20 protein-coding genes are annotated in these 25,599 nt (G+C 71.1%); 12 read left to right on the top strand and 8 right to left on the bottom strand.

From position 1 onward, the window contains the following. Positions 1-19 precede the first annotated feature (19 nt). Both ACWPQI_RS10915 and msrB read left to right on the top strand, forming a co-directional pair. Entirely contained in the window at positions 20-1,327 is a 1,308-nt protein-coding gene (locus ACWPQI_RS10915) for a glycosyltransferase family 87 protein (protein ID WP_010592560.1), read from the top strand. A gap of 10 nt (positions 1,328-1,337) precedes the next feature. Next, positions 1,338-1,766 carry a peptide-methionine (R)-S-oxide reductase MsrB gene (gene msrB / locus ACWPQI_RS10910; RefSeq protein ID WP_040271349.1) on the top strand — a complete coding sequence of 143 codons (429 nt, stop codon included), beginning with the start codon at positions 1,338-1,340 and terminating at the stop codon, positions 1,764-1,766. Here the strand turns inward: msrB and ACWPQI_RS10905 are convergent. After that, a complete protein-coding gene (locus ACWPQI_RS10905; protein WP_010592562.1) occupies positions 1,729-2,454 on the bottom strand; it encodes an HAD family hydrolase in 726 nt (241 codons plus the stop codon). The two genes, msrB and ACWPQI_RS10905, sit on opposite strands and share 38 nt — an antisense overlap. 66 nt (positions 2,455-2,520) lie before the next feature. Between ACWPQI_RS10905 and ACWPQI_RS10900 the strand changes: the two genes are divergently transcribed. Further along, a complete protein-coding gene (locus ACWPQI_RS10900) occupies positions 2,521-3,483 on the top strand; it encodes an L-lactate dehydrogenase (RefSeq protein WP_026137915.1) in 963 nt (320 codons plus the stop codon). A gap of 104 nt (positions 3,484-3,587) precedes the next feature. On the opposite strand, the gene ACWPQI_RS10895 is transcribed toward ACWPQI_RS10900, so the two are convergent. The 4 genes from ACWPQI_RS10895 to hemE form a co-directional block, all read right to left on the bottom strand. Beyond that, on the bottom strand, positions 3,588-5,903 hold the full coding sequence (locus ACWPQI_RS10895; protein WP_040271159.1) for a molybdopterin-dependent oxidoreductase: 2,316 nt from the start codon (positions 5,901-5,903) through the stop codon (positions 3,588-3,590). Positions 5,904-6,004: 101 nt separating this feature from the next. Next, a complete protein-coding gene (gene hemQ, locus ACWPQI_RS10890; protein WP_010592565.1) occupies positions 6,005-6,700 on the bottom strand; it encodes a hydrogen peroxide-dependent heme synthase in 696 nt (231 codons plus the stop codon). Between the two features lie 5 nt (positions 6,701-6,705). Beyond that, the gene (locus ACWPQI_RS10885; protein ID WP_474738797.1) at positions 6,706-8,064 is read right to left on the bottom strand and encodes a protoporphyrinogen oxidase; all 1,359 of its coding nucleotides are present in this window, start codon (positions 8,062-8,064) and stop codon (positions 6,706-6,708) included. After that, entirely contained in the window at positions 8,061-9,158 is a 1,098-nt protein-coding gene (gene hemE, locus ACWPQI_RS10880; RefSeq protein WP_010592567.1) for a uroporphyrinogen decarboxylase, read from the bottom strand. The genes ACWPQI_RS10885 and hemE overlap by 4 nt, the downstream gene beginning before the upstream one ends. 116 nt (positions 9,159-9,274) lie before the next feature. On the opposite strand from hemE, the gene ACWPQI_RS10875 reads away from it, so the two are divergent. From ACWPQI_RS10875 to ACWPQI_RS10845, 7 genes are all read left to right on the top strand, one after another. After that, on the top strand, positions 9,275-9,850 hold the full coding sequence (locus ACWPQI_RS10875; RefSeq protein WP_017681358.1) for a DUF3000 domain-containing protein: 576 nt from the start codon (positions 9,275-9,277) through the stop codon (positions 9,848-9,850). A gap of 105 nt (positions 9,851-9,955) precedes the next feature. After that, complete coding sequence (locus ACWPQI_RS10870) at positions 9,956-11,368, top strand: WS/DGAT/MGAT family O-acyltransferase (RefSeq protein WP_010592569.1); 1,413 nt, start codon at positions 9,956-9,958, stop codon at positions 11,366-11,368. 106 nt (positions 11,369-11,474) lie between these two features. Continuing rightward, entirely contained in the window at positions 11,475-12,851 is a 1,377-nt protein-coding gene (locus tag ACWPQI_RS10865) for a WS/DGAT/MGAT family O-acyltransferase (protein WP_010592570.1), read from the top strand. 100 nt (positions 12,852-12,951) lie between these two features. After that, positions 12,952-14,190, top strand: a complete 1,239-nt coding sequence (locus ACWPQI_RS10860; RefSeq protein ID WP_010592571.1) for an HRDC domain-containing protein — start codon at positions 12,952-12,954, stop codon at positions 14,188-14,190. Between the two features lie 329 nt (positions 14,191-14,519). Then, positions 14,520-15,728, top strand: coding sequence for a thiolase family protein (locus tag ACWPQI_RS10855; RefSeq protein WP_010592572.1), 1,209 nt, complete (start codon positions 14,520-14,522; stop codon positions 15,726-15,728). A 2-nt stretch (positions 15,729-15,730) separates the two neighbouring features. Beyond that, a complete protein-coding gene (locus tag ACWPQI_RS10850; protein ID WP_040271149.1) occupies positions 15,731-17,836 on the top strand; it encodes a 3-hydroxyacyl-CoA dehydrogenase NAD-binding domain-containing protein in 2,106 nt (701 codons plus the stop codon). 139 nt (positions 17,837-17,975) lie between these two features. Further along, entirely contained in the window at positions 17,976-19,415 is a 1,440-nt protein-coding gene (locus tag ACWPQI_RS10845) for a sugar porter family MFS transporter (RefSeq protein WP_010592574.1), read from the top strand. A 49-nt stretch (positions 19,416-19,464) separates the two neighbouring features. Here ACWPQI_RS10845 and dxs read toward each other — a convergent pair whose 3' ends face one another. Then, the gene (dxs, locus tag ACWPQI_RS10840; RefSeq protein ID WP_059174612.1) at positions 19,465-21,438 is read right to left on the bottom strand and encodes a 1-deoxy-D-xylulose-5-phosphate synthase; all 1,974 of its coding nucleotides are present in this window, start codon (positions 21,436-21,438) and stop codon (positions 19,465-19,467) included. 285 nt (positions 21,439-21,723) lie between these two features. Here dxs and ACWPQI_RS10835 point away from each other — a divergent pair, with 285 nt between their 5' ends. Together ACWPQI_RS10835 and ACWPQI_RS10830 are read left to right on the top strand one after the other, a co-directional pair. Next, complete coding sequence (locus ACWPQI_RS10835) at positions 21,724-22,698, top strand: daunorubicin resistance protein DrrA family ABC transporter ATP-binding protein (RefSeq protein WP_010592576.1); 975 nt, start codon at positions 21,724-21,726, stop codon at positions 22,696-22,698. Next, positions 22,695-23,534 carry an ABC transporter permease gene (locus ACWPQI_RS10830; RefSeq protein WP_010592577.1) on the top strand — a complete coding sequence of 280 codons (840 nt, stop codon included), beginning with the start codon at positions 22,695-22,697 and terminating at the stop codon, positions 23,532-23,534. Before ACWPQI_RS10835 ends, ACWPQI_RS10830 begins: the two co-directional genes overlap by 4 nt. On the opposite strand, the gene ACWPQI_RS10825 is transcribed toward ACWPQI_RS10830, so the two are convergent. Beyond that, the gene (locus tag ACWPQI_RS10825) at positions 23,535-25,067 is read right to left on the bottom strand and encodes an MDR family MFS transporter (RefSeq protein WP_052455255.1); all 1,533 of its coding nucleotides are present in this window, start codon (positions 25,065-25,067) and stop codon (positions 23,535-23,537) included. Positions 25,068-25,126: 59 nt separating this feature from the next. Continuing rightward, complete coding sequence (locus ACWPQI_RS10820; RefSeq protein WP_040271130.1) at positions 25,127-25,585, bottom strand: MarR family winged helix-turn-helix transcriptional regulator; 459 nt, start codon at positions 25,583-25,585, stop codon at positions 25,127-25,129. Positions 25,586-25,599 lie beyond the last annotated feature (14 nt).

The following is a 25,599-nucleotide window of genomic DNA, read 5'->3' as shown; positions in this document are numbered from 1 at the left end:
GCGCCGTCGGGTGGGGACGGTGGGCGGCCGCTCCCGGCTCTCGGTGTACCGTGCCGTAGTGTTCCTCAGCCGCCTCGAGCCCCGCACCGCCCGCACCACCGCGGAGGTGGTCAAGTGCGTGGTGTGGCCGTTGGCCGTGCTCACGGTGCTGCACCGTGTGGTGGTCAAAGCCGTCAACGGATTCCGCACCGACGACTTCACTCCCGTCTACAACGCGGCCCTGGCGTTTCTCAACCGCCGGCCGGTGTACACGGCGAACTTCGAGTGGGTGGACCCGCACTATCTGTACCCCCCGTCCGGGACGTTGCTGATCTCCCCGATCGCGGTGATCGACCCCGAACGCTCCCGGTGGCTGTTCATCATCGCCAACGCGATCGCGATCATCGTGGCGCTGTACCTGCTGCTGCGAATGTTCGGCTACGGTCTCGACTCGGTGCTCGCCCCGATCCTCCTGTTGGCGGCGTTCAGTTCCGAGACGGTGACGAACACCCTGGTCTTCACCAACATCAACGGCCTCGTCCTGCTCGGCGAGGTCGCCTTCCTGACGCTGTTGCTGAGCCGGCGCGATCTGTGGGCGGGCGTCGCGATCGGGTTGACGTTCGCGGTCAAACCGATCCTCGCGCCCCTGCTGCTGATTCCGTTCGTGCGCCGGCAGTGGAAGGTGTTCGCCACTGCCGCGGCGGTGCCGCTCGGCCTGACGCTCGTCGCGTGGCCGCTCTCGGTGGACGCCTGGGCGTTCGTCGAGCGCACCACGCCGTACCTGTTCGAGGCACGCGACTACTTCAACAGCGCCATCGTCGGCAACGGCATGTACTACGGCCTGCCGGCGTGGCTGATCCTCGGGCTGCGCGTCGTCCTGGGCCTCATGGTCGTCGTCTCGCTGTGGCTGCTGTACCGGTACTGCCGCCACGACGAGCTCTTCTTCGTCGGCACGAGCACGGGGGTGTTGCTCACCGCGTCGTTCCTGCTCGGTTCGCTCGGCCAGATGTACTACTCGATGATGCTGTTCCCGTTGCTGATGACGGTCGTGTTGCCCAATTCGGTGATGCGGAACTGGCCGGCCTGGCTGGCGGTCTACGGCTTCATGAGCTACGACAGCTGGCTGTCGGGGCGGTGGCCGGAGGCCGGGCGCGCCGCCGAGTACATGAAGACGACGTTCGGGTGGTCGCTGCTGCTCATCGTGATCTTCGCCGTGCTGCTCGACCGCTATCTGGCCGCCCGGCGGGAGGGCCGGCTGGCGGACGGCATCGAACCGTCGTTCCTGTTGCCGGCACACGAGCCCGCACCGCAGGGCGAGCTCGTGGCGACGAACCGCGGTGACGGCTAGCGTGGAGTTCATGGCTGACGCTGTCCCGACCGAACCCGCGCCGAAGGTATCCCGCAGCGACGACGAATGGCGCGCCCGCCTCACCCCCGCGGAGTACGCGGTGCTGCGGCAGGCCGGCACCGAGCGGCCCTTCGTCGGCGAATACACCGACACGGAGACCGAGGGTGTGTACGAGTGCCGCGCCTGCGGAGCCGAACTGTTCCGCAGCACCGAGAAGTTCCATTCGCACTGCGGGTGGCCCTCGTTCTTCGACCCGGCGTCGAGTGACGCGGTGATCCTGCGCTCCGACACGTCCCTCGGCATGCGCCGGGTGGAGGTACTGTGCGCGTCCTGCCACAGCCATCTCGGGCACGTGTTCGAGGGCGAGGGGTACCCGACTCCGACGGATCAGCGGTACTGCATCAACTCGATCTCCCTGCGCCTGGTTCCGAGGGACTGAGGCCCGCCGCGAACAACGCGCGCCACAGTCCGCGGCGACGCTCGGCGGTGGGCAGCGGCTCGACGAGGGCGAAGGAGCAGCCGATGCGGCGGGCCGCACCGTCGGCTTCCTCACTGTCGCCCACCATCAGGGTGCGCTCCGGGGACACCCCGAGCGCCGCGGTCGCGTGCCGGAAGATCTCCGGCTCCGGTTTGACCGCGCCGACTTCGAAGGAAAGCACGAACTCCGACACCAGATCGTCGATACCGAGCGCCGCGAACGCCGGCCGGATGTCGAAGGCGATGTTGCTCAGCACGGCCACCGCGAGGCCCTCGCCGGCGAGCGCCTCGATCACCGGCACCGTGTCCGGGTAGACCGTCCAGCAGCGCGGATCGGTCAGCTTGGTGTACAGGCCGAGGGCCTGCCCCTCGTCGGCGACTCCGGAACGGCGCAGCACCGTCAGGTATGCGTCCCGGTGCCAGCGGGGGTCGCGGTCGCGGTTGATCCAGGCGTGATGCTCGGCGGCGTCCATCTCGACGGGCTGACCGGTGGGGGCGGTCATCCGGCGCATCAGCTCGGCCTGCCGGTGCACGTCGAAGGGCTCGCCCCGCTCGTCGGTGAGGTCGGCCAGCCAGGATTCGTCCTCCTCGAGCCGGAACAACGTGCCGGAGAAGTCGAACAGCACGGCGTCGAACGGTTGAACGTTCATGATGCGAAGGCTAACGGCTGCACCGTCGGGGTGCGGATCGAGCGCGGAGCGACGACGATCGAATCCATGTCGACGACCCGTGCGTCCAAGTCCAAGGTTTCGATCGTCGGCGCCGGCAGCGTCGGCACCGCCGTCGCCTACGCATGCCTGATCCGGGGCTCGGCGGATTCGCTGGCCCTGTTCGATCCGAACACCGACAAGGTGCGGGCCGAGGTGCTCGACCTGAACCACGGCACCCAGTTCGCCCCCGCGTGCCGCATCGACGGCGCCGACGACCTCGCCGTCACCGCCGGCTCCGATCTGATCGTCGTGACGGCGGGCGCCAAGCAGAAGCCGGGCCAGTCACGGCTCGAGCTGGCGGCAGCGAACGTGCGCATCGTCCGGGAACTCACACCGGCGCTGCTCGCGCTCTCCCCCGAGGCGGTGGTGCTGTTCGTCAGCAACCCGGTCGACGTGGTGACGTATGCGGCGATCCGCGCAACGGACGCCCCCGACGGGCAGATCCTCGGGTCCGGCACGGTCCTCGACTCGGGACGGTTGCGCTTCCTCGTCGCGCAGCACGTCGGCGTCGCGGTGGAGAACGTGCACGCCCTCATCGTCGGCGAGCACGGCGATTCGGAGATCACCCTGTGGTCGAGCGCGACGGTGGGTGGGGTTCCGGCCACCGAGTACCGCGACGAGCACGGAGCGGCGGTGTTCGACGCCGCGGTCCGCGAGCAGATCTCCACCCGGGTGATGCGCAGCGCGTACGAGATCATCCAGGGCAAAGGCGCCACCAACCTGGCCATCGGCCTGTCCACCGCCCGCATCGTGGAGGCGGTGCTGCGGGATCAGCACCGGGTGCTGCCGGTCTCGACGCTGCAGCGCGGCGTGCACGGGATCGAAGGGGTGTGCCTGTCGCTGCCGACGATCGTCGACGGCCGCGGCGCCGGCCGGGTACTCGAGATCCCCCTCTCGCCCGACGAGGCCGCCGGGTTGCGGGCGTCGGCGCAGACGTTGCGGGAGGTGCAGCGCTCGCTGGGGTTGTGACCGCCGGGCCCGGCTCCGACCGACGCATCGTCCATCTCCCGGGTAGCGACGGATACCGTCGCTCGGCCCGCAGGTACCCGGGTGGCTCGGGCAGGTACCCCGCCTCAGCGGGTGCGGATCACCGGCGGGTCGTAGGCGCGGATCGGCGGCAGGTCCCCGTCGAAGCGTTCGATCTGCACGAGCGCGTGCTGGCCCGTGCAGCCGCGGGCCAGACTCGAGGTGCCCACGTCGGCGGTGAGCACGTTGGGATTTCCGTGCACACACATCGAGCCGGGATCGGCCGGATCGAGCGGGTCGTACCAGGCGCCGGTGGCCAGCTGCACCACCCCGGGCATCAGGCCGTCGTCGAGGACGGCGCCGGCCAGGCATGCGCCGCGGTCGTTGAACACCCGCACGACGTCGCCGCCCGCCACACCGCGGGCGGCCGCATCGGCCGGATGCATGCGGATCGGTTCGCGCCCGCGGATCTTCGAGGCCTGACTGACGCCGCCGTGGTCGAGCTGGCTGTGCAGGCGGGTCTTGGGCTGGTTCGCGATCAGGTGCAGCGGGTAGTGCTGCGCGCGGGGGCCGCCGAGCCACTCCTCCGGCTCGAACCACGCAGGGTGCCCGGCGCAGTCGTCGTAGCCGAAGCCGTCGATGTCGGCGGAGAAGATCTCGATGCGCCCACTCGGGGTACGCAGGGGGTTGCGCTGGGGGTCGGCGCGGAACTCCTCGAACAGTGTCAGCTCGTCCTCGGTGCGCATCCGCACGTGTCCGCGCACCCAGAACTCGTCGAACTCCGGAGGGGATTCGACGCGGGCGTCGTCGGCGAGGACGAATCCGCGCCACTGCTCGTACAGGTGCTCGAGCCACTGCCGCGCCGTGCGGCCCTCGGTGAACCGGTCCCCGAAGCCGAGACGGTGCGCGAGCGCCGAGAACGTGTCGTAGTCGTCGCGGGCGGCGGCGAATCGCGGGGCGGCGGCGTGCATCGCGACCAGCAGCGGGTCGTTGCGGGTGCAGCTGAGATCCTCGCGTTCGAGGGATGTGGTGGACGGCACGACGATGTCGGCGTGCTTGGCCGTCGGCGTCCAGTACGGGTCGTGCACGACGATCGTGTCCGGGCGGGCCAGGGCGCGGCGCAGCCGACCCAGGTCCTGATGGTGGTGGAACGGGTTGCCGCCGGCCCAGTACACGAGCCGGATGTCGGGGTACGTCAGGCGCCGGCCGTCGAAGTCGTACTCCTGGCCCGGCCGCAGCAGCAGGTCGGAGATCGCGGCCACGGGAATCAGGTCACCGACCGGATTGTCGCCCTGGAACAGGGTCGGGAGCGGGTACGGGACGGGCGCGATGCCGGGTTCGTTCATCGAGCCGTAGCCGTGACCGAACCCGCCGCCGGGCAGCCCGATCTGGCCGAGCATCGCGGCGAGGGTCACCCCCGCCCACGGGGCCTGCTCGCCGTACCGGACCCGCTGCAGCGACCAGGTGACGGTGATCAGGGTGCGGCCGGCGGCCATGCGCCGGGCCAGCGCGGCGAGGGTCTCGGCGGACAGCCCGGACAGGGCGGCCGCCCACTGCGGTGTCTTGGCGACGCCGTCGGTGCGGCCGAGCAGATAGTCCTCGAACTTGTCGTAGCCGACGCAGTAGCGGTCGAGGAAGTCGCGGTCGGCGAGGCCCTCGGTGGCGAGCACGTAGGCGAGGGCGAGCATGATCGCGACGTCCGTCCCGGGTCGCGGCGCGAGGCGTTCGGCGGCGCCGTGCAGATCGTCGTGCAGGGGGCTGACGGACACGACCGTCCCGCCGCGGGCGCGCAGAGCGTCGAGCGCCCCCCGCGTGGGATGGTTGCTGGTGCCGCCGTCGTTGACGGCCGTGTTCTTGAGCGGCACCCCGCCGAAACACACCATCAGGTCGGTGTCGCGGGCGATGACGTCCCAGTTCGTCGCACGGGCGAACAGCTTCCAGTGCGTGCCGACCACGCGCGGCATGATCACGCCGGTCGCACCGAGCGAATAGCTGTGCACCGAGCGGGTGTAGCCGCCGAGCATCTTCAGGAAGCGATGCACCTGACTCTGCGCGTGGTGGAACCGGCCCGGCGACGACCACCCGTACGAACCGCCGAAGATCGCCCGGTTGCCGTGCGCGTCGATCACGCGCTGCAGCTCGCCGGCCAGCAGTTCGGTCAGCTCGTCCCAGGACACCGCGACGAATTCGTCGTCGCCGCGGCGATCGCTCGGCCCCGGTCCGTGCTCGAGCCAGCCCCGGCGCACCGCCGGTCCCGCGACCCGCGAGCGGTGCCGCACCGAGCCGACGGCATTGTCGAGAAACGGTGACGGATCGGCGTCGCCGCGGAAGGGATGCACGGCGCTGACATCGCCCTCGTGCGTCTCGACCTCGAACATCCCCCAGTGCGCCATGTGCTGGTACCGCACGGGCCGAGAACTCATGGTGCACAGTCTGCCAGGGGGTGCACCGCGTCCTTCCGGCGAGCCGACGGCGCCCCCGGAGTCCGCGCAAGGGCGGCGTCTCCGGGGGGTGACGGCGGGCGTCAGGGCAGCGCGGTGATCAGCGTCTCGAGGTCGACGCGCGGTCCGGTGAAGAACGGGGTCTCCTCCCGGACGTGCATGCGGGCCTCGGTGGCACGCAGGTCGCGCATGAGGTCGACGATGCGATCGAGTTCGGGGGCTTCGAATGCGAGGATCCACTCGTAGTCGCCGAGGGCGAACGCGGGCACGGTGTTGGCCCGCACGTCCGGGTAGCCGCGCGCGGCCTTGCCGTGGTCGGCGAGCATCTGGCGGCGTTCGGCGTCGGGGAGCAGGTACCACTCGTACGACCGCACGAACGGGTAGACGCAGACGTAGTTGCCGGGTTCCTCACCGGCGATGAAGGCGGGCAGGTGGCTCTTGTTGAACTCGGCCGGCCGGTGCAGGCACACGTTCGACCACACCGGGGTGGTGGTGCGGCCGAGGACGGTGGTCCGGCGGAAATCGGCGTAGAGCTTCTGCAGATCTTCGAGTCGCTCGGCGTGCGTCCAGATCATGAAGTCGGCGTCGGCGCGCACCCCGGCGACGTCGTAGATGCCGCGCACGACCAGATCGGTGCCGTCGTAGGCCGCGAAGAACTTCTGGGCGTCCTCGATCGCCGCGGAGCGGTCGTCGCCGAGGGCACCGGGCTGGACCCGGAACACCGAGAACATCGCGTAGCGCAGGGTGGAATTGAGCTTGTCGTAGTCGAGACGTGCCATACCGCTCATCCTGCCACTCGGGTTGCCAGGCGCGTCGCGGCCGTCGTGCCTGATGCGACACATGCCGGCACACCCACGCCGTGGAGCATCGCGCCGGCGACCTCGAGGCCGTCGACGGCGGCGACCGCGTCCTCGAGCGCCGCGACGATGTCGAGGTGCCCGGCCCGGTACTGCGGCAGGCCCCCGTGCCAGCGCTGGACGAACGCGGCCACGGGCTCGTCGGTGACACCGGTGACGGTGGCGAGGTCGATGCGCGCGCGGGCGATCAGCTCGTCGTCGAGTGCGTCGACGATCGCGGCCTCGCCGTAGCGGCCGAACGATGCGCGGGCCAGCGCGACGTCGCGCCCGGCCAGGTGGGGCCACTTGCGGCTCGACAGGGTGAACGCCTTGGCGGACAGATCCTCGCCGGTGGCCACGAGGATCCCCGAGTTCTGCGGCAGTGCGGCACCGTCCGGCAGTGCCAGCGCGACCACCGCCGACGATGCGAGCGGGATCCGGGCCGCCTGGGCGGCTGCCGCCGGGACGGCGTCGGCGAGCAGTTCGGCGGCGCGGTCGGCGGGCACCGCGAGGACGACGCCGTCCACGGGCCCGATCGGGTCGAGGTCCCAGCGGCCGCCGCTGCGGCGCAGTCCGCTCGCGGTGACGTGCCGGATCTCGGCGTCGACCGCCTTCTCGAGCGCGTCGAGCAACGTGCCGTAGCCGTCGCGCAGGGTGCCGAACACGGGTGTGTCCGAGGGCTCGGGCAGGGCTCGGACGACCGCCTCGCTCAGGCTCGGGGCCCCCGCGTCGAGGGCTGCGGCCAGAGCCGGCAGGGTGGCCCGCACGCCTGCGGTGTCCGAGAGCCCGGAGTAGACGCCGCCGAGGAGGGGGTCGACGGAGCGGCGCACCACCTGCTCGCCGAACCGGGCGGTCACCAGGTCGGCCACCGAGACGTCGCGGGTGCGGTCCCAGTGCAGCGGAACGGTGGGCTCGGCGGCGATTCGCGCAAGGGTCTCGGTGTCGACGAGACCGGTGAGCGCCCCGGCGTCGGCGGGGATCCCCATCAGGGTGCCGCCGGGCAGCGGGTGCAGCGCGGCGCCGGCGTAGATCAGCGGCCGGGCCCCGGACGGGTGGACGATCCGGTCGCTCAGGCCCAGCTCCGCGAGCAGCGCCGGGACCTCGGGGCGGCGACCGATGAACGCTTCCGCTCCCACGTCGACCGGATCGCCGGCGAGCGGCACCGTGTGCAGCTTTCCGCCGAGCCGATCGGCGCCCTCGAGCAGGACGATCCGGGCGTGCGCGCCGAGCAGGCGACGGAGCCGGTACGCCGCGACGAGCCCGGTGATGCCGCCCCCGACGACGGCGACGCTCGGCGTACCGCTCACAACGAGTGCACCAGGTCGACGACCGCGGTGAGGACGTCCGGGTCGGTGTCCGGGAGGACACCGTGCCCGAGGTTGAAGATGTGCCCGGTGGCTCCCGCGGCGCGGGCGCGGTCCCCCTCGGCGACGATGCGCCGCACCTCTGCCTGGACGACGTCGGGTCCGGCGAACAGGATCGCGGGATCGAGGTTGCCCTGCAAGGCCTTTCCGGCCCCCACCCGGGTGGCGGCGACGTCCAGCGGCACCCGCCAGTCCACGCCGACCACGTCGGCGCCGGCCTCACCCATCGCGCCGAGCAGCTCGCCGGTGCCGACGCCGAAGTGGATGCGCGGCACGCCGGCGGATTCGACCTCGGCGAACACCCGTTCCGAGTGGGGCAGCACGAACTCGCGGTAGTCGGCCAGCGACAGCGCGCCCGCCCACGAGTCGAACAGCTGGACCGCGTCGACGCCGGCGTGCAGCTGGGCCTGCAGGAACGCGATCGTGATGTCGGCGAGCCGCCCCAGGAGGGCGTGCCACGTGCGCGGCTCGGCGTGCATGAGGGCCTTGGTGCGCTCGTGGTTGCGGCTGGGACCGCCCTCGACGAGGTAGGAGGCGAGGGTGAACGGCGCCCCGGCGAAACCGATGAGCGGGACGTCGCCGAGCTCGCGGGTGAGCAGCCCGACCGCCCGTGCGACGGCACCGACCTCGTCGTGCTCGAGGATCGGCAGCTTCGCCACGTCCGCCGCGGTGCGCACGGGGTCGGCGATCACCGGTCCGGTCCCGGCCACGATGTCGAGGTCGATCCCCGCGGCCTTGAGCGGAACTACGATGTCCGAGAACAGGATCGCAGCATCGACGCGATGACGGCGCACCGGCTGCAGGGTGATCTCGCACACCAGCTCGGGATCGAAGCAGGACTCGAGCATGCCGATGTTCGCCCGGATCTCCCGGTACTCGGGAAGCGAGCGACCGGCCTGTCGCATGAACCACACGGGCCGGTGTGCCGGCTCGAGTCCCCGCGCGGCGGCGAGCAGGGGCGCCTGCGGGAGCTGGCGCCGCGTCGGGTACTCCACACGCGGGGTGGAGCCGACGTTCGTGTTCTCCAGGCCGGTCATCGATCCTCGTTCGTCCAGGGGCACGGGTCGCCGCCCATGCTGCCACGTCCGGCCACCCCTCCGGAATCGGCGCGCCTCCCGCGTGGCCCCGGTCACCCGGTCTAACGTCCGCAGTCGTGACCACCTCGCCCGCCGAGCCGGCTCAGTTCCGCGCGGCCATCGACTCGATGAACGCGGCCACCGTGCGGCCGGAAATCGAGGTGGGTCCGATCCGGCCGCCGCAGCGGCTGGCTCCGTACAGCTACGCGCTGGGCGCGGAGGTGCTTCATCCGGACACCGATCTGGTGCCCGAGCAGTCGGAGGGCGACGCGTTCGGCAGGCTGATCCTGCTGCACGATCCGGACGGCGACGAGGCCTGGAACGGCACCATGCGGCTCGTCGCCTACATCCAGGCGGACGTGGACGCCTCGCTGGCTGCCGATCCCCTGCTTCCGGAGGTGGCCTGGAGCTGGCTGGTCGATGCCCTCGACGCGCACGGCGAGCCGCTGACGGCGCTCGGCGGCACCGTGACGTCGACGAGTTCGGTGCGCTTCGGTGACATCGCCGGCCCGGCCCGAGCGCATCAGCTCGAGCTGCGGGCCTCGTGGACCGCGCAGTCCGGTGAACTCGGCCCGCACGTGGAGGCGTTCTGCGAGGTGCTCGCGTACGCGGCGGGCCTGCCCCCGGCGGGCGTGACGCAGCTTCAGCCCTGAATCGTCGGCACGGAATCGTCGGCACGGAATCGTCGCCGCCGGCGCCCGGGTTCCCGACGGGCCGGAACGGGTGTACGGGGCACGTCGCGGTCCTATGATCGAGGCATGCGGCGGCTCAGCGGGCTCGACGCCGCGCTTCTCTACACCGACACACCCGGGCAGCCGGTACAGATCGGTGGCCTCGCCCTGCTCGACGTCTCCACCGTGCCGGGGGGCTACTCCTTCGAACGGCTGGGATCCGACCTGGCGGCGCGGGTCGCGGCAGTGCCGCTGCTGCGCCGGCGAGTGGTCGATTCCCGGTTCAATCCCGGCCACCCCGCGTGGGTGGACGACCCGGGTTTCGACGTCGGCCGGCATTTGCGCCGGTTCACCGTGCCACCGCCGGGTACCGCCGCCGAACTGGCGGTGCTCTGCGGGCAGCGCTTCGCGCAGCGGTTCGACCGGTCCGGGCCACTGTGGGAGACCGCGGTGTTCGAGGGGCTGGCCGACGGCTCGGTCGCGGTGCTGACACGCATCCACCACGCCGTGGTGGACGGCCTCGCCGGAGCGACCCTGCTGGCGCAGTTGTGTGACCTCGAACCGGGGGCGCCGCCCCCGCAACCCGAGTCGCCCGGCGTCGGCGGGGGCAACCGCCTGAGCGTCGCCGCGGGCGGCATCGCCGATCTCGCCGCGCGTCCGCTGCACCTGGCCCGGGCGGTACGGTCCAGCGCGGCGCTGGTGCCCGGTTGGGTGGGCCGGGCCCGGCGGGGCGAGGCGATGGCGGTTCCGCTCACGGCCCCGCGGACGTCGTTCAACCGCCGCGTGACCGGCCGCCGCAACGTCGCATTCGTGACGCTGGATTTCACGGCCGTGAAGGCGGTCAAGCGGGCGTTCGGCGTCACCGTCAACGACGTCGTGCTCGCGCTGTGTTCCTCGGTTCTGCGCCGGTATCTCGCCGCCCGCCGTGAGCTGCCGGCCTCTCCCCTGTTGGCGGCCGTCCCGGTCTCGGTGCACGGACGCGCCCGGGGCGACGCCGGCAACCAGATCTCGGTACTGATGGGGCGGCTGCACACCGAGATCGCCGACCCGGTGGTGCGGCTGCATGCCGTGGCGGCGGACCAGACCGCGGCGAAGGCGCATCAGGCCACGTTCGACCCGGATCTGCTCGGCAGCTGGGGCCAGGTGACCCCGGGAGCGGCGTTCGGTGCGGTGCTGCGGCTGTATTCGGCGCTGCGACTGCCCGACGTGCTCCCCGTGCTCAACAACCTCGTCGTCTCCGATATCCCCGGGCCGAAGGACACGCTGTACTACCTGGGCGCGCGGATCACCGCGCTCTACCCGTTCGGGCCGATCTACCACGGCGCAGGCCTGAACATCACCGTCCTGTCGCTCGACGGCGGCCTGCACTTCGGTCTGCAGTCGTGCCCGGACCTGCTACCGGACCTGTGGCAGCTGGCCGGCGGTTTCCCGGCCGCGCTCGCGGAGCTGGCCGACCGGCTTCCCGGCACGCCGCCGGCCCCGCTCGCCACGCCGGGCTGACTGCCGCCGCGGCTGCGGACACCCGGAGAACGCCGGCCGGGGTGGGTTCGCGCACGTGGAGCGATCGTTCCCGTGCAGATTCTAGAACTCGTTCTACCATGAGGGCATGCATCGACTCAGCGGCCTCGACGCCGGATTCCTGTACCTCGAGACGCCGACGCAGCTGCTGCACGTGTGCGGACTGATCGTCCTCGACCCGACCACGATTCCGGACGGATACCGCTTCGAGACGCTCCGCGCCGGACTCGCCGTCCGCCTTCCGGCCGTACCGTTGTTCCGGCAGAAGATCGCCGACAGCCCGTTCAATCTCGACCATCCGGTGTGGGTGGACGATCCGGACTTCGACCTCGACCGGCACCTGCACCGGGTCGCGGTCCCGGCGCCCGGGCGCCGGGAGGAACTCGCGGAACTGTGCGGGCACATCGCTGCGCAGCCGCTCGACCGCTCCCGGCCCCTGTGGGAAATGACCGTGATCGAGGGTCTCGAGGACGGGTCGGTCGCCGTCATGACGAAGATCCACCACGCGGGCGCGGACGGCGTCACCGGCGCCGAACTCGTGGCACAGCTGTGCAGTCTCGAACCCGATGCACCGCGGCCCGATCCGGTCGCCGACGGTGCCGGCGGGGGGTCGGCGCTCGAGATCGCCCTCGGCGGCCTGTTCAACGTCGCCACCCGCCCCTTGGGTCTGGTGCGGGCGCTGCCCAAGACCGTGGAACTGCTGCCCCGGTGGATCAGCCGGGCCCGCAGGGGCGAGGCCATGCCGGCGCCGTTCACCGCTCCGCGCACGTCCTTCAACGGCACCATCACCGGTCACCGCAGTGTCGGGTTCACGCAATTCGACCTGGACCGGGTCAAGGCGGTGAAGGACGCGCACGGCGTGAAGGTCAACGACGTCGTCATGGCGGTGTGCGCCGGGGCGCTGCGCCGCTACCTCACCGAGCGCGACGAACTTCCCGACTCCCCACTGATCGGCATGGTCCCGGTGTCGGTGCGCGGCACGTCGGACCGGCCCGGGCGCAATCAGGTCTCGCCGATGTTCGCGAGCCTGCACACCCACATCACGGATCCGATCGAGCGACTGCACGCAATCGCCGATGCGAACGCGTGCGCCAAAGAACACAATTCGGCACTGGGTGCGAGCCTGCTGCAGGACTGGACGCAGTTCATGGCACCGGCGGTGTTCGGCACCGCGATGCGCATGTACGCGTCGCTGCGGCTGGCGGAACGCCACCCCGTCGTGCACAACCTGGTGGTGTCGAACGTGCCGGGTCCCGCCGCGCCCCTGTACTTTCTCGGCGCACGGATCCGGGGCATGTATCCGCTGGGGCCGATCTTCCACGGTGTCGGACTCAACGTCACCGTGATGTCGCTGGACGGCGCGCTCGATGTGGGCGTACTCGCGTGCCCCGAACTGGTTCCCGACCTCTGGTCGCTCGTCGACGGTTTCCCCGCGGCGCTCGAGGAACTCGAAACGAGCCGATGATCCGCCCTGTGCCTTTCGTCACGCCGGGAATCGACGTGGGGACCGCGCGGTTGACCGGGTCGACGCCCCCGTTTCCGCCACCCGGATAGAGTCACGAAGCATGTCGGTAGCCAACGAGCACGAGCCCGCGCGGGCAGCGGTCCCGTTGCTGACCCCGCGGGACGGGGTCCCCGAGGTCGTCACCACGGCTGCCGGAGTGGCCGCGGCCGCGGAAGCACTCGCCGCGGGCCGGGGACCACTCGCCGTCGACGCGGAACGCGCCTCGGGTTTCCGGTACTCCGCGCGGGCCTACCTGGTGCAACTGCGACGGGCCGGCGCCGGCACGGTACTGCTCGACCCGATCCCGACGGCCGGGGCGCTCGCCCCGCTCGCCTCGGCGATCAACGATCTCGAGTGGGTGCTGCACTCCGCCGACCAGGACCTGCCCGGCCTCGACGAGCTGGGGCTGCGACCTGCGGTGCTCTACGACACCGAGCTGGCCGGACGGCTGGCCGGCTTCGATCGAGTGGGGCTGGCCGCCATCGTCGAACGCACCCTCGGTTTCGAACTGCGCAAGGGGCACGGGGCTGCGGACTGGTCCACCCGGCCGCTTCCCGACGCCTGGCTGAACTACGCGGCACTCGATGTCGAGATCCTCGTCGAGCTCCGGGACGCGATGGCGGACGAGCTCGAGCGGCAGGGCAAGTCGGAGTGGGCCGCGCAGGAGTTCGAGCACATCCGTCGCGCCGGGCCCCCCGCCCCCAAACCCGACCGCTGGCGCCGCACCTCCCGGATCCACACCCTCAAGGATTCGCGGCGGCTCGCGATCGTGCGCGAGTTGTGGACTGCGCGAGACGAACTCGCGGCGCGGCGCGATATCGCACCCGGACGGGTACTGCCGGACTCGGCGATCGTCGCCGCCGCGGAGGCCGCGCCCCGCACGGTCGAGGAACTGCGCGCCCTGCCGGTGTTCGGAGGCCCCCGTCAGCGCCGGTCGTCGCGGATATGGCTGGGCGCGATCGAGCGGGCCCGGGCACTGCCGAAATCGGACCTGCCCCCCGTCACGCAGCCGTTCACCGGCCCGCCGCCGGCCAACCGCTGGGCCCGGCACGACCCCGAAGCCGCGGCGCGGCTCACCGCGGCCCGGTCCGCGCTCGCCGAGCTGAGCGAGCAGGTGCAGGTGCCGGTGGAGAATCTGGTCGGCCCCGAAATGGTGCGCCGGCTGTGCTGGGAGTGGCAGGTGCCGGCGGATGCGGACGTGGTCGCGTACATCGAGGAACGGTTCGCCGCCGACGGGGCACGGCCCTGGCAGCGGGAACTGACGGTGCCGCGGCTGGCGAAGGCGCTGTCCGCGGACTGACCCCCCGGATCCCCTCCTTCGCGACGGTCGAGCTCGGCGCGCCGCGATCGTCACCGTCCGCCTCGTGCCCGAGCGCGCGCGCCGGTGCTGCAGCCGTCCCAAGCCGGCGACGAGAACTGCCACGGGCAGGATCGCCGGTCACGACCGTCCACGGCCGTCGGCCGCGCCGCCGGAACGGCAGCCCGCGGCGCACCCCTCCCGCCACCCCGAACACGGGTGGTAAGTTACCGGTCGGTAACACGCCGGCGTCCGGGCTACCGTCGCCGGATGTTCCCGGAACCCTGGCCTCGCCCACGGCGGCGAGCATCGCTCCATCGGGAGGAATACGCGTGGCGTCAACCACCACAACTCAACGCACTGTCGTCTTCGTCGACGGCGTACGCACCCCGTTCGGGAAGGCGGGCCCGAAGGGTATCTACGCGGAGACCCGCGCCGACGACCTCGTCGTCAAGACCATCAGGGAACTGCTGCGCCGCAACCCTCAGCTCGACCCCGCGCGCATCGACGAGGTCGCCGTCGCCGCAACCACCCAGACCGGCGATCAGGGCCTGACCATCGGCCGCACCTCCGCGATCCTCGCCGGCCTGCCCGAGACCGTGCCGGGCTTCGCGATCGACCGGATGTGCGCGGGCGCGATGACCGCGGTCACCACCACCGCTTCCGGGATCGGCTTCGGCCAGTACGACGTCGTCGTCGCCGGCGGCGTCGAGCACATGGGCCGCCACCCGATGGGCGAGGGCGCCGATCCGAATCCCCGCTTCCTCGCCGACAAGCTCGTCGATCCCAGCGCCCTGGTGATGGGCAACACCGCGGAGAACCTGCACGACCGCTTCCCCGGCATCACCAAGGCTCGTACCGACGCCTACGCCGTCGCCAGCCAGAACAAGTACGACGCCGCGAAGAAGGCCGGTCACCTCGCCGACACCCTCGTACCCGTCGCGACGCGGTCCGCGAGCGGATGGGGCCTGGCCACCGAGGACGAGCCGCCGCGACCGGGCACCACGCTCGAGGATCTCGCGACGCTCAAGACCCCGTTCCGTCCCGCCGGCCGCATCACCGCCGGCAACGCCGCCGGCCTCAACGACGGCGCGACGGCCTGCATCCTCGCCGGCGAGGACACCGCCCGCGAACTCGGCCTGCAGATCGGGATGCGCATGGTCGGGTTCGCCTTCCAGGGTGTCGATCCGGCCGTGATGGGCATCGGCCCGGTGCCGGCGACCGAGAAGGTCCTGGCCCGCACCGGTCTGACCATCGACGACATCGGTCTGTTCGAGATCAACGAAGCCTTCGCCGTGCAGGTCCTCGCCTTCCTCGAGCACTTCGGCATCGACGACGACGACCCGCGAGTCAACCAGTGGGGCGGTGCCATCGCCTGCGGCCACCCGCTCGCCTCGTCCGGCGTGCGTCTGATGACCCAGCTCTCCCGGCAGTTCGCGCAGCACCCCGAGGTGCGTTACGGCCTGACCACGATGTGCATCGGCCTCGGCATGGGCGGCACCGTGATCTGGGAGAACCCCAACTTCGAGGGAGACAAGTAGTCATGAGCGAGCTTTCGTCCCTGTTCGCCGACGAGGTCGTCACGAACGCCTACACCAAGATCCTCCGGGTGCCCGGCATCGACGGTCCCGTCGCGCTGATCACGCTGGACAACGGGTTCGACCACACCAAGCCGAACTCGTTCGGCCCTGCCGGCCTCGCCGCATTCGACGCCGCGCTCGACGAGGCGTTCGCCGCCGAGCCTGCCGCCGTCGCCGTCACCGGCAAGCCGTTCATCTTCGCCGCGGGTGCCGATCTCAAGGGCGTGCCCGCGATCACCACCCGCGAGCAGGGCGTCGAACTCGGCCGGCTCGGCCACCGGGTCTTCCGGCGGCTGCGCGAGTCGGCCGTCCCGACCTTCGCGTTCGTCAACGGGCTCGCGCTCGGCGGCGGCCTCGAGGTCGGGCTGCACTGCCACTACCGCACCTACGCCGACAACGTGCCCGCGCTCGGTCTGCCCGAGACCATGCTCGGCCTGGTCCCGGGATGGGGCGGCACGCAGCTGCTGCCGAATCTGATCGGGCCCGACGCGGCCGTCACCCTGATCCTCCAGAACCCGCTCGACAACGGCAAAGTGATCCGGGCGAAGCAGGCCGAGCAGATCGGCCTCGCCGACGCGGTGTTCGGATCGGCGGATTTCCTCGAGCAGTCCCTGGCCTGGGCCGCGAAGGTACTCGCCGGGCAGATCACCCCCGCCCGCCCCGAGATCGACCGCGGCGCAGGCTGGGACAGCGCCCTCGAGCGGGCGAAGGCGCTCGTCGCGGCGAAGACCCGCGGCTTCGCGCCCGCCCCCGCCCGGGCGATCGAGCTGCTCGATCTCGCCCGCAACACCGACATCGGTGACCCGCAGTCGCTGTCGGCCGGCTTCGCCGCCGAGGACGAGGCGCTGGCGGACCTGCTCATGTCCGATGAACTGCGAGCCGGACTGTACGCGTTCGACCTGGTCAACAAGCGCGCCAAACGTCCCGCGGGGGCCCCGGACAAGTCACTGGCCCGCAAGGTCACCGGCGTCGGCATCGTCGGCGCGGGCCTGATGGCCAGCCAGCTGGCGCTGCTGTTCGTCCGGCAGCTGAAGGTGCCGGTGATCCTCACCGACATCGACCAGGAGCGCATCGACAAGGGCGTCGGCTACGTCCACACCGAGATCGACAAGCTGCAGGGCAAGGGCCGGCTCTCGCCCGACGCGGCGAACCGCCTCAAGGCGCTGGTGTCCGGCTCGCTGGACAAGGCCGCGTTCGCGGACACCGACTTCGTCATCGAGGCCGTGTTCGAGAACATGGACGTCAAGAAGCAGGTGTTCGCCGATCTCGAGCAGCACCTCTCGCCCGAGACGATTCTCGCGACCAACACCTCGTCGCTGTCGATCACGGAGATGGCTGCGGATCTGAAGCACCCCGAGCGCGTAGTCGGCTTCCACTTCTTCAACCCCGTCGCCGTGCTCCCGTTGCTCGAGATCATCAAGGGCGCGCAGACGGACGACGCGACCCTGGCCACGGCCTTCGCCACCGCCAGGGCACTGAAGAAGTCGGCCGTACTGTGCGCGGACAAGCCGGGATTCGTGTTCAACCGCCTCGTCACCCGCACCCTCGGCGAGGTCATGACCGCCGTGGACGAGGGCACCCCGTTCGAGGTGGCGGACAACGCCGTCGGCGCGCTCGGCATGCCCATGAGCCCGTTCACCCTGCTCGCGCTCGTCGGCCCGGCCGTCGCGCTGCACACCGGCGAGACCCTGCAGGCCGCCTACCCCGAGCGCTTCGTCTCCTCCCCGGGCCTCGAGGCACTCGTCGAGGCCCGCAAGCCCGGCGTGTGGACGTACGTCGACGGCAAGCAGGTCGTCGACCCGGACGTCGCCGCGCTCTGGCCGCAGGGCGACAGGCCCTCCACCGCCGAGGAGGTGCTCGAGCGGACCCGCCGCGCGTTCGCGGAGGAGATCCGGATCATGCTCGAGGAGGGCGTCGTCGCCGCCCCCGAAGACATCGACCTGTGCCTGATCCTCGGTGGCGGCTTCGGATTCTGGAACGGGGGCATCACGCCGTACCTGGATCGCACCGGCACCTCGGAGGCCGTCAACGGCGCACGCTTCCTCGCACCGGGAGTGGCGAGCGTCTGACGTCCGGTTGCTCGTCGGGGCGGCCCGCGGTCCGCGCACTCCGCTGCGGACCGCGGGCCGCCCTCGGTGCATATCGCCCCGGCCACGGTGCCCGCCGAAGCGGCCCCCTCGGTGCACCGTCAGGCGTACCGTCCAGCCTGTGACCGACAGTTCCCACCTGCCCCATTCGAGGCTCGAACAGCAGCACACGGTGACCCGGGCGGTGCTGTTCGCCGCCGCGGCCGCACTCGGCGGATTCTTGTTCGGGTACGACACCGCCGTCATCAACGGCGCCGTCGGAGCCATCCGTGAGCGCTACGAGGTCGGTGCCGGCGCGATCGGATTGTCGGTGTCACTGACACTGGTCGGCGCGGCGCTGGGCGCGTGGATCGCGGGCAGCGTCGCCGACCGGCTGGGCCGGATCCGGGTCATGCAGATCGCCGCGATCCTGTTCATGATCAGCGCCCTCGGGTCGGCGTTCCCCTTCAGCATCTACGATCTGACGTTCTGGCGCACCGTCGGCGGTGTCGGCGTCGGCTTCGCCTCCGTCATCGCGCCGGCCTACATCGCCGAGATCTCGCCCGCCGCGGTGCGCGGCCGCCTCGGCTCGATGTACCAGCTCGCCATCGTCCTGGGTATCGCGATTTCCCAGCTCGTCAACTATGCGCTGGCCGCGGCCGCGGGTGGGGCCGGCGAGAACCTGCTCGGCATCCAGGCCTGGCAGTGGATGCTGGCGCTGGAGGTCGTTCCCGCCGGCTTGTATCTGCTGCTGACCTTCCCCATCCCGGAGTCGCCGCGATTCCTCGTGCGGATCGGCCGGGAGGACGCGGCGCGGCGGATCGTCTCGGCGGTCGAGGGCGGCGACCAGGTGGCGGTCGCCGAGCGCATCGCCACCATCCGCGAGACCCTGCATCTCGAGGCGGCGCGGCCCGGCGTGCGGGACGTGTTCACCCGGCGCTTCGGCGTCGCCACACTCGTCTACGTCGGTATCGCCCTGGCCGCGCTGCAGCAGTTCGTCGGCATCAACGTGATCTTCTACTACTCGTCGACGCTGTGGCAGGCAGTCGGGTTCGGTGAGGATCGGTCCCTGCTCATCAGCGTCGTCAGCGCGCTGGTCAACATCGTCGGCACCTTCGTGGCCATCGCCGTGATCGACAAGATCGGACGCAAGCCGCTGCTGCTGGTCGGTTCGGTGGGCATGGCGCTCTCGCTGGGCACCGCGGCGGTGTGCTTCCACTCGGCGACGTTCGTCGTCGACGAGGACGGGGAGAAGGTCGCTACGCTGTCCGACACCTACGGGATGATCGCCCTGCTCGCGGCCAACGCCTTCGTGTTCTTCTTCGCCCTGTCGTGGGGGCCGGTCGTATGGGTCCTCATCAGCGAGATGTTCCCGAACCGGGTGCGCGCCGTCGCCGTCGGCATCGCGACCGCGTCCAACTGGATCGCCAACTTCCTCGTGTCTGCGACATTCCCCGCGCTGGCCGACTGGAACCTGTCGTTCACCTACGCCGGCTACGCGGCGATGGCCGCGCTGTCGCTGCTGGTGGTGATCAAGTTCGTGCCCGAAACCCGCGGACGGACGCTCGAGGAAGCCGGCTGAACGATCGGCGGGCCGACCGCAGGTGCGGTCGGCCCGCCGACAGCAGCACTCAGCGGCCGGGGTCCCGGCGGACGACGACGTCGCCCGCGGACTCCTCGCCGGCCGATCCGTCCACGGCCGGCTCTGTCTTCTGGGCGGCGCCGAGCCCGACCACCCAACCGGTGACCTGACGTGCGACGTCCTGCGCGGTCAGACCCAGCTCGCGGTGGATCTGCTCCCGCGATGCGTGATCCAGGAACCGTTGCGGCACACCGAGTTCGCGCGTGGGAACGTCCACGCCGGACGAGCGCAGTGCCGACGAGACCGCCGAACCGACGCCGCCGTGCATGCCGCCGTCCTCCACGGTGACGACGAGCCGGAAGTCCCGCGCCAGTCGGGCGAGGGCCGCCGGCACGGGCAGCACCCAGCGCGGGTCGACGACGGCGGCGGTGAGGCCGTGCTGCTCGAGTCGCTCCGCCGCGTCGAGGGCCAGGCCGGCGAACGCTCCGACCGCGACGATCAGCACGTCACCGCGGCGCCCGGACGGCATCCGCAGCACGTCGACGGTGCCGTCGATGCGCTCGACCGCGGGAATGTCGGGACCGACCGCCCCCTTCGGGAACCGGAGTACGGTCGGGCCGTCCGCGACGGCGAGCGCCTCGCCGAACTCCTCGCGCAGGGTTGCGCCGTCGCGTGGCGACGCCACCCGGATCCCCGGGATCACACCGAGCAGGGAGAAGTCCCACATGCCGTTGTGACTGGCGCCGTCGGCGCCGGTGATGCCCGCCCGGTCGAGCACGACGGTCACGGGGAGTTTCAGCAGCGCCACGTCCATCAGCAGCTGGTCGAAGGCACGGTTGAGGAACGTCGAGTACACCGCGACCACGGGGTGCATCCCGCCGAGCGCGAGGCCCGCGGCGGAGGTGACGGCGTGCTGTTCGGCGATGCCGACGTCGAACATCCGGTCGGGGTAGCGTTCGCCGAAGGCCGACAGGCCCGTGGGTCCCGGCATCGCGGCGGTGATCGCCACGACGTCCTGGCGGCGGCCGCCCTGCACGAGCAGTTCGTCGGAGAACACCGACGTCCAGTCCGGTGCCGACGCTGCCGCCGTGGCGCGGCCGGTGACCGGGTCGATGACACCGGTGGCGTGCATCTGATCGGCGACGTGGTTCTCGGCCGGTGCGTACCCGGCGCCCTTGCGGGTGACGGCGTGCACGATCACCGGCCCGCCGAACGACTTGGCCCGCCGGAAGGCCGCCTCGAGCGCGGCCTCGTCGTGCCCGTCGACCGGCCCGAGGTACTTCAGGCCGAGATCGGTGAACAGCACCTGCGGGCTGACCGCGTCCTTGATACCGACCTTCATCCCGTGCAGCACGGAGTACGCGGCCGCCCCGATCCACGGCAGCCGCTTCACGAAGCGGCGGCCGTTGTCGAGGACCCGCTCGTAGCCGGGTTGCAGCCGCAGCGCCGCGAGGTGCTCGGCGAGTCCCCCGATCGTGGGCGCGTAGGAGCGGCCGTTGTCGTTGACGACGATCACGAGCGGGCGGTCCCGTCCGGCTGCGATGTTGTTCAGCGCCTCCCAGCACATTCCGCCGGTGAGCGCGCCGTCGCCGACCACGGCGACCACGGTCCGGTCCTGCTGGTCCGACAGCTCGTAGGCCTTGGCGAGGCCGTCGGCGTAGGACAGGGCCGCCGAGGCGTGCGAGGACTCGATCCAGTCGTGCTCGCTTTCGGCGCGACAGGGATATCCCGACAGGCCGCCCTGCTTGCGCAGCGTGTCGAAGCCGTCCTTGCGGCCGGTCAGGATCTTGTGGACGTAGGCCTGATGGCCGGTGTCGAAGATGATCGGGTCGTGGGGTGAGTCGAACACCCGGTGCATTGCGATGGTCAGTTCGACGACGCCGAGGTTGGGGCCGAGGTGTCCCCCGGTCGCCGCCACCTTCTCCACCAGGAACCGCCGGATCTCCTCGGCGAGTTCCCGGATCTCGGGTTGGCTGAGCCGGCGCAGGTCCTCGGGCGACTCGATGCGGGACAGGACACCCAACTGGTATTGCTCCCTCCGGCTCGGTCCCGCACGTTTCCGCGCGGGCGGTTCCACCCAGTCTACGGAGCGTCGGGGGTGGCCGACTCGTCACGTCGCGCCGCCGGTCCGTCTCACACCGTGTCCCTCACCTCATTATGCCGGTGCTGTGATGCTGCACACCCTTCCGACGGGGCCGGTTGCGGGATCCCTCGTCGCCGGGGGTGGGCACCACCCGCGGCCACGGCGGGCCGGTCGAATCCGACAAAACCGATTGCCGCGCCCGGCACCGTGGGCAAGGCTGGAGCCATGCCCCCTGCACTGGCCATCGAGACCTCGGGCTTGATCAAACGTTTCGGCGCGGACACCGCCGTGGACGGCATCGACCTCGCCGTGCCCGCCGGCGGCGTCTACGGCGTGCTCGGCCCGAACGGCGCCGGGAAGACGACCACGATCCGGATGCTCGCGACACTGCTTGCACCGGACGGCGGCACCGCGACCGTCCTCGGGCACGACGTGCGCCTCGAACCCGAGCGGGTTCGCCGCCGGGTCTCGCTCACCGGTCAGTTCGCCTCGCTCGACGAGGATCTGACCGGTTCCGAGAACCTGGTGCTGCTCGCGCGGCTGCTGGGATTCTCCAGGGCGGGTGCCCGGTCCCGGGCCGGACAGCTGCTGGCCGCGTTCGACCTGGAAGCGGCCGCGGGCCGTCAGGTGAAGCTGTACTCCGGGGGTATGCGGCGGCGTCTCGACATCGCCGCGAGCCTCATCGTCGCACCCGAACTGATCTTCCTGGACGAGCCGACGACGGGGCTCGACCCGCGGAGCCGGAACCAGGTGTGGGAGATCGTGCGAGCCCTGGTGTCCGCCGGGACGACGGTGCTGCTGACGACGCAGTACCTCGACGAGGCGGACCAGCTCGCCGATCGGGTCGCGGTCATCGACCGGGGCCGGGTGATCGCCGAGGGCACCCCGGGCGAACTCAAGGCGTCCGTCGGGTCCGGTTCGCTGCACGTGCGGGTGGTCGATCCTGCGCGCCGGGACGATGCGGCGGCCGTGCTGGGCGCGGCGCTGGGGATGGCGGTGACGGCCGGCTCCGACCCGGCGGCGCTGACCGCGCGGGTGGACGATCCGCGGGCCGCGGCGGCGGCTCTGACCGCCCTCGACACCGCGGACATCGGGGTCACGACGTTCGCCCTCGGGCAGCCGAGCCTCGACGAGGTCTTCCTCGCCCTCACCGGTCATCCCACGGAAGTTCCCGACGAAGACGAGGAGATCGCATCGTGACCTCGACCGCCGACCGACGGGCAGGCACGCCCGCCGCCGTCGTGGACGTCCTGCACGTCGCCGGACCGCGCCCGACTCCGGCGTCCGCATTCGCCGCGTCGCTGTCGTTCGGGTGGCGGGCGCTGCTGCGGATCAAGCACGTTCCCGAGCAGCTGTTCGACGTGACCGTGTTCCCGTTGATGTTCACGCTGCTGTTCACGTTCCTGTTCGGCGGTGCGCTGGCCGGATCGACCGATGCGTACGTGCAGTTCCTCATCCCCGGGATCCTGGTCCAGACGGTGTGCACCATCACGATGTACACGGGTATGACGCTCAACCGCGACATCGAGAAGGGGGTGTTCGACCGGTTCCGGTCCATGCCGGTGTGGCGGCCCGCACCGCTCGTCGGCGCCTTGTTCGGCGATCTCGCCCGTTACACGCTGGCGTCGGTGATCGTGCTGACGCTCGGGATCGTGCTCGGGTTCCGGCCGGCGGGCGGTCCGGTCGGCGCGGCCGCGGCGGTGGCGCTCGTGCTGCTGTTCGCGTTCAGTCTCTCGTGGGTGTGGACGATGCTGGCGATGCTGCTGCGCACCGAGCAGGCGGTCATGGGTGTGTCGATGACCATCCTGTTCCCGCTCACCTTCGCGTCGAACGTGTTCGTCGATCCCGCGACGATGCCGAGCTGGCTGCAGGGCTTCGTGACGGTCAATCCCATCAGCCGCCTCGTCACAGCCGTCCGGGACCTGACGGCGGGTACGCCGGACGCCGCGCACCTCGCGATGGTGTTCGGGTGGTGCGCGGCGCTGGTGGTGCTGTTCGGCCCGGCGACGATGTGGTTGTACAACCGCCGGTCCTGATCAGCGCCCCGCCGCGGCGGGCTGCTCCTCGGTGACGATATCGATGGTCTTCCGCAGGGGACGGTTCGGGATGAACACGACCGCGGCGACGGTGACCAGCGCGATGATCGCGGCGACGAGGAACAGCAACCCGGTGGCGTCGCCGTAGGCGTGACGGACGATCTCCGCGACCGGCTCGGGCAGGGCCGCGAGGTCGAGGTTGCCGCCACCGCCGGCCGAGCCGGTGTCGATGCCGAGGGCGGCGAAGCCGTCTGCGGACAGCGTGGTCACCCGGGTGGCGAGGATCGATCCGAGCACGGACACCCCGATCGCTCCGCCGAAGGTGCGGAAGAACGCGACCGAGCTGCTCGCGGCTCCGATGTTGCGGACACTGACGGTGTTCTGCACGGCGAGCACGAGGTTCTGCATGAGCATGCCCGTGCCGAGGCCGACGATCGCGATGTACACACCGATCAGCCACATCGGGGTGGCGTGGTCGAGGAAGCCGAGCAGACCGAAGCCGACCACCTGCAGGACCGCGCCGAGCACCAGGAACGGCTTCCACCGGCCGAAGCGCGTGATGAGCTGACCGGAGACCACCGAGGCCACGAGCGAGCCGAACACCATGGGGATGGTGAGCAGGCCGGCGGCCGTCGGGCTGTAGCCGCGGGCCGTCTGGAAGTACTGGCCGAGGAAGGCGGTGGCGCCGAACATCCCGACGCCGACGGCGACCGACGCGATGATCGCGAGTGCGGTGGTGCGCTCGGTGACGATCTTCAGCGGGATGATCGGGTCGGCGACCTTGGACTCGACGACGACGGTGGCGGCGAGCAGTCCGACACCGACGCCGACGTACGCGAGGGTCTCCCACGACAGCCACCCGTAGTAGCCGGCCTTGCCCGCGAAGGACACCCAGATCAGCAGGACGCTGACACCGGCCGTCAGCAGCGTGGCGCCGAGCCAGTCGATGCTCACGTCCTGCTTGCGTTCGGTCACGATGTGCAGGGTGCGCTGCAGCAGCGCCATGGCGGCGACGGCGATCGGGATGGAGATGAAGAAGCACCAGCGCCAGCCGAGCGGGCTGTCGACGATGACGCCGCCGAGGATCGGCCCGCCCGACATGGACACGGCCATCACCGCGCCCATGTAACCGGAGTACCGGCCGCGTTCGCGGGGCGGGATGATGCTGCCGATGACCGCGACGACGAGCGCGGTGAGGCCGCCCATCCCGATGCCCTGGATCACGCGGGCGGCGAGCAGGACGGGCACGTTGGTGGCGAGGCCGGCAACGATCGAGCCTGCCACGAAGATGAGGATCGCCGTCTGGACCAGCAGCTTCTTGTTGAACAGGTCCGCGAGCTTGCCCCAGATCGGCGTCGAGGCCGCGTTGGCGAGCAGGGCGGTGGTGATGATCCACGCGAACTGGGTCTGGGATCCGTTCAGGTCCGCGATGATCGTGGGGAGCGCAACCGCCACGATGGTGCTGCTCAGCAGCGCCGTGAAGAGGGCGGCGAGCAGCCCCGCGAGAGCCTCGAGGATCTCGCGGTGCGTCATGGTGGTTTCGGCGGCGCCCGGGGCGCTCATCGAGGAGGGGGGACTGACAGCTGCGGCGCTCACAGGCAGTTCCTTCCGGTGGTGTCGTGGACGGAAAGGGTGTCGTTCAGGTGCGCGAGCGCGCCGAGGGCGGATTCGGCTTGCGCCTGGTCCCAGCCGCCGAGCAGCTCGTGCAATCGGGAGGCGCGACGGTCGCGGATCTCGCGCAGGGCTTTGTGCCCGGTCTCCGACACGCTGACGCGGTGGGCCCGCCGGTCGTCGGGGTCGCGGTGACGGTCCACCATTCCCCGTTCGACGAGTTCGCCCAGCTGCCGGCTCAACGCGGACTGGCTCATACACAGTTCCGCGGCGAGTTCGCTGGGACGGCACTCCCCCATCCGCCACAGGACGAACAGAACTCCGGTCAGGGCGTTGGGCAGCTCGTCGCCCGTCGAGTTGGCCAGGGCCGTGCGCAGCGTGCGACCGAACAGGAAGATCGCGTCGACGAGCGCGTGCGCGGTGTCGGGCTGGACGGCCACGGATCGCCTCCGAA

The organism is Rhodococcus sp. LMD (assembly GCF_056108245.1).
Note: the sequence above shows the minus strand (reverse complement) of the source record. Positions and strands in the feature narration are given on the sequence as shown.